The organism is Streptococcus sp. SS-4456 (genome assembly GCF_036680365.1).
Taxonomy (GTDB): domain Bacteria; phylum Bacillota; class Bacilli; order Lactobacillales; family Streptococcaceae; genus Streptococcus.
The window spans coordinates 20,753-32,564 of sequence record NZ_JAVIHI010000008.1; the positions used below are offsets into that span (position 1 = coordinate 20,753).

Consider the following 11,812-nt stretch of genomic DNA (forward strand, 5'->3'; position numbering starts at 1 on the left):
CTTCATCATTAATAAGTAAGCAATTTGCTTTCACTTATTATATTCGCAAGAAAAAGTAAAATTTGCGAATTTTTTCAAAAAAAATAATAAACTTCATTAAAAACCGTTATGTGTTATTGTATCAATTTCAGAACTCACACTTCGGTGTGGGTCAGCACTAGACAATCAATCCTATCCACACCTCGACTATGCAGATAGGGAATCAAAGTCCGCTCTGCATTTGCCTGCCGAGACCGCTCCTGCCAGGCTTCTTTTGCCGCGAAATCGACTCGTCCGCCCACATCAATCAGAACCGTCCGCCCCCGCATATCCCGCAAAAAGATGCTATCCCCCTGCCCGATGTCCACCACCGTCACCTCGTTTTCCAGCGGGTGTTTGGTCATGAAAAATAGCAGAGCGAGGACCAAGCTCAGTCCTATGAGCCATTTCTTTTTCCTGTGAAAATCATAAAGTAAGAAGAGACAGACCAGCAAGAAAACAAGAATTACCCCAGACGGCTTGCCCAGTATCCAAGGCCGCAATCCCAAGTCCGCCACCCAGACAATGATTTTTTCCATAAAGACAAAAAATCCGTTGACCCAAGTTATCTTGACCAAGGGTGAGAGGAGAAAAATGACCGACAAACCTGGCAAAAGCAGAATATCAAAGACAAAGGAAAATACAAAGGTCAGAAGGATGGACAGGGGCTGAAAGGCATAGAAATAGGTCATAAGCACCGGCAAAATTCCCAGTGAAATACTGAGACTCTCCACCGCAGCCTTTTTGACCTGCCCCAAGTCCTCAAAATCAAAAACTGTCAGCAAAAAAGCATAGGTAAAGGTCAGGACACCACCAGCTGTCAGCAAAAATCGGGGCAGAATCAGCAGACAGACAAAAACCGTCACCGCAAAGTTATCCAGCTTCCGCAAGCCCATATTGACTAAAATTTTCTGAACCAAGGACCGCACCACTGACACCGAAAAGCCTGTCAAGCCTGCATAGACAAGGGAAAAGGGAATTTGTAACTTATCCACTGTTTCTTTGGTCAAGCCCAAACGCAGTAACATCCAGCGAAACTTGTCGATGAAAAAGCCAACCTGCATGCCAGACAGGGCAAAGAGATGAATGATTCCTAGACTAGAATAGAGGTCACTCATCTGGTCGAAATCACTATCCAGCTCCCCAAACAAAAGCCCTGTCATGTAGTGACTCATAGGGGCTGGAAAATTGATTTTGACATAGACCAAGGCTTGCCTCCGCCAGCTTGATAGCCAGTCAAAAACATTCCAAGACTGGCCAGGGACAATCTTCTTAATCGCCGTTAGCTTGACAGTCCGATAGATGCCCTGTGTTTTCAGATAGGCCTGATAGTCAAAGCCCTTGAAATTCCGCTGACCAGCTGGCAGGCTGACCTCTGCTTCCACTTCTAGCTGGACCAGGTCTGCCAGCTTTTGAAAATAAGTCTGCTCCTCCTGACTGGTTAATTTATAGAAAAGCTGATAGGTTTGTCCGTCAGCCCGACCGCGGAAGGACAGGCTGTCCCCGTTTATCTTGATGGTATCGGGAAGCAGCTGGATCTGGTCGACATGACCTGGAGCTGTCTGGTCTGCCCGCTCCCATTGGACCTTCTGACATCCGAAAAACAGACCAAACAGGGCTAGAAGCGGCAGCGTTTTGAGGAAAACCGTCTTACCTTGCCGAAACCCAAAGACAACTGCTGCCAAACTGAACAGGCCCATTGTCATCAAGGAAAAAGAGTGGACTGCAAAGTAAGCCGCCACCGCCAAAAGAGCCAAGTGGATGGGCTGGCAGGGGAGCTTACTCAACCGTGACATAAGGTCGGATGCTTTCCACGGTCTTGTCGCCAATGCCCGAAACATTGTTGAGGTCGTCTACCGACTGGAAGCCACCGTTGGCCTCTCGATAGGCAATAATGTCCGCCGCCCGCTTGGCACCGATACCCGAAATGGTCTGCAAATCAGCCTCGGTCGCCGTGTTGAGATTGACAAGAGTGGTATTTTTTTCGTCTTGAGACATAGCAGAGCTAGCCGTCGTGCTGGTCACCACCGAGATATTTTCTTCCTTACTGGCCACATAGACCACCGCCTCGTCGCTGAGCTTCTGAGCCAGATTGATAGACTTGGGATCTGCCTGACTGGTCAAGCCACCAGCTGCCTCAACTGCATCATTGACACGCGCACCAGCTTCTAAAGTGTAAAGCCCTGGTTTTTCCACCGCTCCTTTGACATCAACGACCAGCTGGCTGGGTTCCTCACTTACTTCTGTACTGGTTTGCTCGACGGACTCAGAGCTGCTAGAAGCCTGTTCGGTCTGCGGAAAATCTGTCAGGCCTGTCTGATTAGACTTAGCTGGTTGGCTGAATATTAAGAATGTCGCCATAAGCAAACCAGCTGCTGCGGGCAAGGCAATCTGCCACTTGTATTCTTTCAGCATTTCTATATAAGTTTTGATTGTATCCATAAATTACCTCCACCTATATAGTTCGCAAAAAAACAAAAAAACTCGCAAATTTACGAGTTTCAATCCTATTTTTTATCCAACTGAGTACTTGGTTGCCAGAAGAAGCTGGCGATATAGCTAAAGGCATAGGTCAATCCCAAGATAAGAGCAACCAGCAAAAGAACTGGGATACGATAGATATAAGTCAAGATATTTGGCTTTTTCTTGGTCTGGAAAGAAGCTGCATGGTTATCCAATCTCTTGAATTCCGCTTCGATTCGGCTAGTTACTTCTGCTGTACCTGCATCATCCATACGCTTGATGTCCGAAACATCGATAGGATTTCCAAAAGCCACATCGATTCGCTCACCAGCTAAAAGCCCCTTGATAGTCATGGGACCCACATAGGTAGCTGGCATGAGTTTGACCTTGGCTGACTTGGCAATGACTGCTACTCCACCTTTGAGTTCAGAGGAATGACGGCTACCAGAAGGGAACATGACAAGTGAGCGGTCACTTTTTTTCAACATATTGACAGGATACTTGATCGCTGCCATGCCGGGATTTTCACGGTCAATCGGGAAGGCTCCACATTTTGAAATCCACCAACCAAAACCACGGTCCTTGAACAATTCTTTTTTGGCCATAAAGATAAACTGCTTGGGTGCTGCCGCATAGCCTAGAAAAACAGGATCCCAGAAGGTTTTGTGCGGGGAGATGAGGATATAATTTTCTTCCTGTGGCAAGATTTTTTCTCTGTCATGATAATGAATATTACCATTGATAGCCCAAAGTAAAAAAGTTAATAGCGTTCGTAGATAAGAATAAAACATAGACTTCTCCTTTTCAATCTCCCCTATTATAGCATAAATAGATGGATAACCCTAGACCAAAGTTGTAAAGCTTTTCTCACAGACTGTCCTCGCTTCCGTGTTTTCGGGCTCGGGTTAAAACAGTCTATTCACAGACTGTCCTCGCTTCCGTGTTCTCAGGCTTGGGTTAAAACAGTCTATTCACAGACTGTCCTCGCTTTCGTATTTTCAGGCTCGGGTTAAAACAGTCTATTCACAGACTGTCCTCGCTTTCGTGTTTTCAGGCTCGGGTTAAAACAGTCTATTCCCAGACTGTTTTAATCAACCGACTTCAAGGCTTCCAGCATATCCACCTTTCTTAGATGGTAGTTGACATAGATGCCAAGGGCTGCAAGAATTCCGATAATAGCCACAACTGGAATGATATAAACTTCCAGTCCGACAGCGGGATTAAATCGAATGCTGTCCGACCCAATCATTTCAAGGAGCAACCTGTGCAGATAGGTACCGCCTACTAGTCCGACCACAATTCCGATAATGGAAAGGACAATGGTTTCCCGATAGATATACATGGTCACCTCCCGATTATGGAAGCCTAAAACTTTAATAGTGGATAATTCTCGAATCCGCTCGGACATGTTGATGATAGTGAGATTATAGAGAATGACCAGTCCAAGTAAGATAGATAAAAGAACCAGAATGGTCATTATGGTTTGTAAGGAGCCTGCAATAGTGGTTAGCATAGCCATGAGGGAAGTATTTTGCACCAAACTTTTGACAGCTGGCATGGCTAGTAGCTGGCTAGCAAGCTTCTGGACATGGCTGGTCTTATCATTTTTTAACTGTACCAGATAGGCATTGGCAGTCTTTTGCTTGCCCGTCACTTGCTCGTAGTAACCTCTGGTCATATAGATAAAGTGCCCGGCATACATATCCGCCACAGCTACGACCCTGACTTGCACTTCCTTATCTTCCAGAGTAAGTCCTAATTTATCCCCGACACTGACACCGTAGATTTGGGCTAGTTTTTCCGTGAGGACAATGCCCCTGCCACTCAGCTGGATAGCTTTACCAGAAGAATTTTCAAGACTGACTAGATTTCCCAAATCCTGACGGTCTGAAATATACAGACCAATGGAAATATTTTTTCTCTGGTCGCCATCTTGCACTGTTTGACTGAGCTGTTCAAAAGCCACTGGCAAGAATTGACCAACTTGATTTGACTGGAGAAAGGCTGTTAATTTGTCTAAGTCCTCCTCATCTGCTCTGCTATTTTCCACTACCAACAAATCATAATGAATGAGTTCCCCAAACTGCCGTTGGACTACTCCTGAAATGGAGGAGCGAATGCCTAAGCCACCGAAAAGAAGGGCGACCGTCCCTGCCACACCAAAGATGGTCATAAGCATGCGGAGCTTGTAACGGAAGATGTTGCGGGCAGTCACCTTGTGGGTGAAGCTCAGACGAGACCAGATAGCGGGCCATTTTTCTAGCCAAATGCTTGAACCTGCTGCTGGTGGTTTGGGAAGGAGCAACTGGGCAGGTTTCTCGGTCAATTCTCTCTGGGCCACCAAGTAGGCGGGCAAAACGGAGGAAATCAATGATAGGAGGACGGCTAACCCAGTCCAGAGAGGATAAAAGTGTAGCTTGGCAGGTCCAATCACCGTCGTCTGCGTGATAATGCTCGAAATGATGGGTGATAGAACAAGATTTCCAGCAAGAATGCCGACAAGAGTACCAACTAGGCCTGCTGCTAGTCCATACAAAATGAACTTGGCCATGATTTGCCTATTGGTATAGCCAAGGGCCTTGAAAATGCCTGACTGGGTCCGCTCCTCATCAACAAAACGAGCCATGGTGGTAAAGGTAACTAGAGCTGCAACTAGGTAGAGAACTACCGGAAAAACATTGCCTACTGCTGCGATGGACTTGGTCGCATTGCTATAGGTTGTATAGCCATCGCCTCCTGGCAAACTGGACCTGGTGTAAATTTGATAAGGCGATTTTTCCAGCTTGCTCAGGTCGGACCTGGCCTGGGCAATTTCTGTTTTGGCTTGACTAATTTCTTGATTGGCTTGGGCCTGCTTTGTAGACAAGTTGGATTGAGCTTGGGTCAATTCTTTGTCAGCTTCATCCAAACGGAGTTCTTCTTGTCGCAAGGTTAAGTCAGAAGATTCCAGTTGGCTAACACCCCATTCATAATCAGAAACACCCTTATGATAGGCTGCCAATCCCTGCTCATATTGAGCAAAACCCGCTTGGTACTGGGCCAAGCCTGTCTGGTATTCCTGATTCCACAGGTTGTAGTCAGCTAGTTCAGACTCATAGGCACTCACCTTGCCCTGATAATAGTCATAATTCTTGAGGTAGGTCTGATGAGCTTGGTCATAACTAGCTTCAAGTTGGTCGAGACGAGCATTTTCAGTATCCAAAACTTCCTGCCTGGCCAGTAAATCTGGATAGTCAGATAAGGTCTGTCCTGCCTGGACCTGACTAGCAATTTGCTGGTTGAGTGATTCTTTTCCTTGGTACCAATTGGAACGACCGGTTGATATTTCTGAGGCAGATTGACTGAGTTGGGTATTCTGCATATCTAGTTCTTGTTTGGCGCTCTCCAATTGTTGCGCCCTTTGAAGCAGTTCGGTATGACTTCCGTCCAAGAAGGATTTGGTTTGGTCCAGTTTGGCTTTCTGGCTGTCCAATTCTTTCTTGCTTTCTTCTAATTGAAATTTGGTTTGCAATAATTGAGCCAGGATGGTCCGCAATTCCATTTCCGATTGAACTAGTTTGGCCCTGCCACGCGCAAATTCACTGCGGCCACTTGCGACTTGCTCCTGACCAGTCGCCAGGTCTTCTGCTGCTTGATCCAGCTGAGATTGGGCCTGGGCAATGTCTTCTTCACCTTTTGCAATCTCTGTTTGCCCTTCTGCTTGAATGCTGGCCAAGCGTTTTTCATCATTATCAGCCAATAACTTTTCTAGGTCTTCTTGGTGTTGGTCCAGTTTCTCCTGATAGGCCTGGCTATAATAGGGCAGGTCTTTCAAATCATCATAAGCAAGCCGGGCGATTGTGTAGACTTCTGATTGGAAACTGTCCTTGCTCACCACCCCATAGCCAACCAGTTGGCCATCACCACTTGTGGCCATACCCATAGTTTCATTGTCCCAGATTTCTGACGAAGCCACAAAACCAACAACTGTAAAGGTAGTTTGGGTCAGGATGGTGCCATCCTTATCTGACTCAGTTACCTGAAAGGTGTCACCTATTTTGTAACTTGCTTGTAGGGAGGGAGATAGAGCTATCTGGTCCTTCTTGCTAGGGAGTTTACCTTCTAATAATTTATAGGTGGAAATAGATTTTGGCACTGAAAATAGCCGAACGGCCGTTTGATTTTTCTTGTCTACTACATCCTTAAAATGGCCAGCCTCTACTGTCGCACCTTTTAGTGCCTCCAATTCGTCCAGGTCAGCTTGACTAAGTCCCAGACCTGAAATTACCGCCAAATCCATCGTTCGATGACTGGCTATATAGGCTTGGGCCGTCTTTTCCATATTGGGAGCTGTTACTTTCAGTCCTGTCAATGCTAGAGCTCCCAGCATCATCAGGCTAAAGATGGACAAAAAACGCCCCTTGGAAGAAAGCAGAGATTGCCTCATATCCTTCCAGTAGATTTTCTTTTTCATCATATCACCCACTAATATTCTAGACTAGCAATGTCCTGCGGATCTGCGTTCAACTCGACAGAATGCACACGGGCGTCCCGCATCCGAATGACCCTATCTGCAATAGGTGCCAGAGAGCTATTATGGGTCACGATAATCACCGTTGCCCCTTGTTTGCGGGACATATCTTGCAGGATTTGCAAGACCTGTTTACCTGTTTGGTAGTCCAGAGCGCCAGTTGGTTCATCGCAAAGTAAAATTTTAGGCTTTTTTGCAACGGCACGGGCAATGGCCACCCGTTGCTGCTCACCACCTGAAAGCTGAGCGGGGAAATTATTGATTCGGTGACCGAGTCCGACCTGTTCCAAGACTTCCTCGGCATCCAAGGCATCCTTGACGATTTCTGCTGCCAGTTCCACATTTTCCTTAGCGGTCAGATTGGCAACCAAGTTATAAAATTGAAAGACAAAGCCTACATCGTCTCGGCGGTAATTGGTCAGTTCATGACTGGACAGCTTGGAGATATCCACACCATCAATCCAAACCTCCCCCTCGTTATTGCTATCCATGCCACCTAAGATATTGAGCAGAGTGGATTTGCCCGCACCAGATGAACCAAGAATGATGACCAGCTCCCCCTGTTCAATCTCAAAGGACACGCTGTCATTGGCCACAATGGTCGCATCCCCCATTTGGTAGTATTTAGAAGAATTGATTACTTGGATATAGGACATGGTACACCTCGCTTTTCTTAGTAATATTATAACATAAAGAGAGGGTTTTCACCCTCTCCTTCATCTTTTACACTTGGGCAATAGCAGAGCCGCCATAGAGTTTGAGTTCTTCTCTGATCGTTTCGTAGTAATATCTGTCAAATGCCCGCCAAGCCTGCCTGCTGGTTTCACTCAATCGCAAATCGCCCAGTCCAACCAAAAAACTGGTCGAACGATAAAATTTCTCAATCGCAATCAGTTCTGTATTGGTAACAGACTCGGCCTCCGACAATATGCGTATCGTCTCTGTCAAATTATGCTGGAACCGTTGTTCATCAGCTGTCCCCCGCTTATCTGCTTGAAAGGCCTGATTCAAGTCTTGAATGAGGGCCAAAACGTCTTGAATAATCTGTGTCTTTTCCATAAAAGACCCTCCTTGTTTTGATAAATTTAGTATATCAAATTAGACAAAAATATTCAAGTCCTTTGTAATCTCTTGACTTATACTTATATAGATATTATAATTATAAAAAAGGACACATTTATACATCTATCCGTTCGCCATTTCTCCCTTGGAGGTATCTATGTTTCAAATTGAAGGTAAGCTATTTTTCCGTAGCAAGAAAAATTTGTTCGCTATCTTGGTCATGCTGCTGATGATTCTAGCTAGTTCCCTTCTAGCAGGCTACTACAATCGGCAAGCCAAATTAAAAGTCATCCAACACTATGAACAGTCTATCCGAAATTTTGAAAATATCATACAAGATTTAGAAACACAGTATCAGAATCAAACTCTCAGTGAAGAAGATTATCAGGCTGAAAAGGACTTCTTTACAGACTATATTGCCAACTACCAAATGGAGATTGAGGCGGTCAAGAAGGAGGACTGGACCTATTTTTATGAGAAAAATATCCAGCACTATCAGCAGGATGGCCAATACATCAGCCTTTCCTACCGAAGCTATGAATTTACCCCACAAACTATCGAAAATACCTTCTTGATTTCCAAGTACCTGCTAGAAAAGGAGATACCCTCAGCCTTTCCAACTGAGCTTTACCTAACAGCCTTTGAACATCCCAAAACACCAACAGACAGAGAAATCGTCAAGAGCCTGGGCCAACAGGCCTTAAAGGGAACCAGTCACGAAATCTGGCAGGGTCAAAAACAGCTGGGCATGGTCATCACCCTTCCTCTTTTTCTCTTAACTTTCACCAATTTTTTCATAAAGGACCAGCAGGGAACTAGCCGACAGATTCGCCTTTTACAGACCCTAGGGCTGACTAGAATCCGAATTACAACCAATAAATACTTAGCCTTCCTGACACTGTATACCACCCTCTTTCTCACCCTCTATCTGAGCCATTTTCTCGTCGCTTTTTTGCTAAATGGAAATAGTAGCTGGATCTATCCCGTCACAATCTATAGCAGTAAGGGACTGGCTTACAGTTTTATCACCACAGCCATTAAACCTATTTACCAAGTCATCTTGCTGGCCTGTGGTATGCACTATCTCTACCTTCTATTTTTGCTGGGAGTGGCACAGACCTTGGCTAGAGTCTTAAAAAATGGACTGGCTGGACTGGTTGTCACACTAGGACTTGTCATCTCTGCCAACTTCTATCCCCATATCTTCAATCCATTCAGCCTTTGGAATGCAGGCAATCTGGCAGACGGAAGTGCTATCATCTACCATCAATTAACTGGCTACAGCATTCCAAAAGTCTTTACAGTCCTGCTCATCAGCAACCTGCTCATCTACAGCCTGCAATTCTATCTCCTGACAAGAAAAAGTGAGGTCTAACCATGCGATTATCTATTCACAATTTGTGCAAATCCTACGGGAAAAAGAACATACTAGACCAGCTAAACCTAGAACTGGTGGAGCCTGGGATCTGGGCCTTGATTGGACCAAATGGAGCTGGAAAGACAACCCTCCTAGACTGCATTGCCAATCTGCAAACCTTTGATTCGGGAGAGATTTCTATAAACGGTAAGAAGCACAATGACCCAACTATCTATCGAACCTTTGCCTACCTGCAGGACAACCGGGTCCTCTACCCTGAATTGACAGGGCTGGAGCATTTGCGACTGGTCCAAACTATCCAAGATTTACCAAAAGAGCGGATTGAGGAAGTCATTCAAGAAATCGGTATCCGTGATTACGTGAAGATCCCTGTCAAAAATTATTCCCTGGGAATGAAACAACATCTCCTGCTGGCTATCGGTATTATGAACAAGCCCCAGGTCATGCTCTTGGATGAACCCTTGAACGGCTTGGACCCGACCAGCTACATCCAGACCAGAAAATTGCTCCAGAAACTAGCAAAGAATGGGTCAACCATTATCGTGTCTTCCCACCAATTAAACGAAGTGGATCAACTAACCGACCAACTGCTCTTTCTCAAACAAGGAAAAATCATCGAGCGAAAACTGGAACAGGTTGGGCGACAATATGCCGTTCAGACTAGTGACAATCAGACCGTTTATCAGAAACTTGGGCAAGTAAATGGATTGACTTTGGTCAATGATAGCATTCAGGTAGACACGAGTGTTCATAGTCTGCATTTCTACCTAGACCAAGTCATGACGTGTCAGGTGGAAATCCTGGATATTACACTTCAGGAACACCAGTCCGAAGAGATTTATAAAGAACTATTTGAATAGGGAGGTCTGACCATGAAGCTACTGTCCCTTTTCATCCTACGACTGAAACGCAATGCTATTTTTCTATCCCTGATAACCGCTATCGCCCTTATCCCATTTGCCCTGTCCTATCGGAATGTCCTAGAGTCCGAAAACCTGCGATTTGAGGATCGAGCCCGTATCACACAAGTCAAAAAAGAAGCTGAAATGGCCTTGTACTCTGACGATAATGAAGCCCAAGCCTTAGACCAGGAAAGCATGGATTATTATAAAATACTCTTGGAACTAGCGACTACCTACTTAGAAAAGGAACATATCCAAGGAAAAAGTCGGGAGGTATTGGAAACGGAGCTAGAACTCTACCAGACCTTGCAAAACTGGGAGGCAAAGGGAAATAGAGTCAATCATTTTACGAGCAGCGAACTAGCAGAACGTATCACAGTCTATAAAAAAGTTCTAGAGCAAACTCTTACCTTTCACTACCCTACTGCTCCCAAGGACTTTTATATGACCTTCTTGCAACTTCTTCCTGCCAGTATCTATATGATTCCTCTTGTCATCTGTTGTCTCTTAGCTTGGCTCCTCATGACCGACCTTTCCAAACATCGTGGTCTCCTCTTTATCAACGGACTATCCCCAAGTCAATATGCCACTAGCCTGACCTTACTTGCACTTTTCCTCCAAGTTGCTATCTATACTCTCATCCTGTTCATGCTACTTTTACTGGCACATCAGTTCCAATTTACCTTCCAGAAAGACTATCCTCTACTAGTCGACACAAATCCTCAGTCTACTATAACAGTAGGGAAGCAGTTGCAGAAACTCTTGCTGGAAATGGCTGGTGTGATAGGTTTCTATCTGACCTTTATCCGATTAGCAACTGCTAAAGTCCTACAAAGATATAAGCGAAAATAAGCCACCTTGAAAATGGTGGCTTTTTGCTGGCAAAAAAACGATGCCTGTTCAGACATCGTTATATTCTTTTATTTGACAGCCTCCAAAGCCGCATCATAGTCTGGATGTTCGTTGACATTATCCAGGTATTCTACATAGGTGATTTCATTGTCGGCATTGAGGACAAAGACCGCACGCGCCAGCAAGTTCCACTCCCGCATGAGCACACCGTAGGATTTACCAAAGGCATGGTCATAATAGTCGGACAGGGTCACTGCAGACTCCAGGCCAGAATTTCCACACCAGCGTTTTTGGGCAAATGGCAGGTCAGCCGAAATGGTGATGACAACCGTATTGTCACGATCAGCCAGTTCCTGATTGAAGCGACGAGTCTGGGTATCACAAATCCCTGTATCAATAGAAGGCACAACACTGATGACCTTGGTCTGCTTGCCAAAGTCTTTCAGACTTTTCAAACTCAAGTCATTGGCCATAAGGACAAAGTCAGGAGCCGTATCTCCCACTCGTAACTGCGGACCTACCAAGGTCACTGGTTTTCCAATAAAGGTTGTCATATCTATCTCCCTTGTATTTAATATATCTATTGTAAGCGTTTATGTAAAAAAATACCAGTTTTTTGACTGGTAT

General features: G+C 45.2%; 9 protein-coding genes and 1 pseudogene. 3 read left to right on the forward strand and 7 right to left on the reverse strand.

What is annotated here, in order from left to right; translation table 11 throughout:
- Positions 1-140: 140 nt before the first annotated feature.
- The 6 genes and pseudogenes from RFK25_RS03675 to RFK25_RS03700 form a co-directional block, all read right to left on the reverse strand.
- Positions 141-1,814: pseudogene (locus RFK25_RS03675) on the reverse strand (ComEC/Rec2 family competence protein); the annotation flags it as partial.
- Positions 1,798-2,460 (reverse strand): helix-hairpin-helix domain-containing protein, encoded by a 663-nt coding sequence (locus tag RFK25_RS03680; protein WP_332411572.1) that lies wholly within the window; start codon positions 2,458-2,460, stop codon positions 1,798-1,800. The pseudogene RFK25_RS03675 and the gene RFK25_RS03680, both read right to left, overlap by 17 nt.
- Positions 2,461-2,525: 65 nt before the next feature.
- Positions 2,526-3,272 (reverse strand): lysophospholipid acyltransferase family protein, encoded by a 747-nt coding sequence (locus tag RFK25_RS03685; RefSeq protein ID WP_332411573.1) that lies wholly within the window; start codon positions 3,270-3,272, stop codon positions 2,526-2,528.
- A gap of 296 nt (positions 3,273-3,568) precedes the next feature.
- Entirely contained in the window at positions 3,569-6,934 is a 3,366-nt protein-coding gene (locus tag RFK25_RS03690; protein WP_332411574.1) for an FtsX-like permease family protein, read from the reverse strand.
- A gap of 11 nt (positions 6,935-6,945) precedes the next feature.
- Positions 6,946-7,647 carry an ABC transporter ATP-binding protein gene (locus RFK25_RS03695; protein ID WP_332411575.1) on the reverse strand — a complete coding sequence of 234 codons (702 nt, stop codon included), beginning with the start codon at positions 7,645-7,647 and terminating at the stop codon, positions 6,946-6,948.
- Positions 7,648-7,714: 67 nt separating this feature from the next.
- Positions 7,715-8,050, reverse strand: a complete 336-nt coding sequence (locus tag RFK25_RS03700; protein ID WP_332411577.1) for a helicase BlpT — start codon at positions 8,048-8,050, stop codon at positions 7,715-7,717.
- Between the two features lie 160 nt (positions 8,051-8,210).
- On the opposite strand from RFK25_RS03700, the gene RFK25_RS03705 reads away from it, so the two are divergent.
- Genes RFK25_RS03705 through RFK25_RS03715 form a run of 3 tightly spaced genes read left to right on the forward strand, consistent with a single transcriptional unit; the run spans position 8,211 to position 11,185 of the window.
- Complete coding sequence (locus RFK25_RS03705) at positions 8,211-9,428, forward strand: hypothetical protein (protein WP_332411579.1); 1,218 nt, start codon at positions 8,211-8,213, stop codon at positions 9,426-9,428.
- Between the two features lie 2 nt (positions 9,429-9,430).
- Entirely contained in the window at positions 9,431-10,291 is an 861-nt protein-coding gene (locus RFK25_RS03710; protein ID WP_332411581.1) for an ABC transporter ATP-binding protein, read from the forward strand.
- Between the two features lie 12 nt (positions 10,292-10,303).
- Positions 10,304-11,185, forward strand: coding sequence for a hypothetical protein (locus RFK25_RS03715; protein ID WP_332411582.1), 882 nt, complete (start codon positions 10,304-10,306; stop codon positions 11,183-11,185).
- 68 nt (positions 11,186-11,253) lie between these two features.
- Here RFK25_RS03715 and tpx read toward each other — a convergent pair whose 3' ends face one another.
- Positions 11,254-11,739, reverse strand: coding sequence for a thiol peroxidase (tpx, locus tag RFK25_RS03720; RefSeq protein ID WP_332411583.1), 486 nt, complete (start codon positions 11,737-11,739; stop codon positions 11,254-11,256).
- Positions 11,740-11,812: the final 73 nt, after the last annotated feature.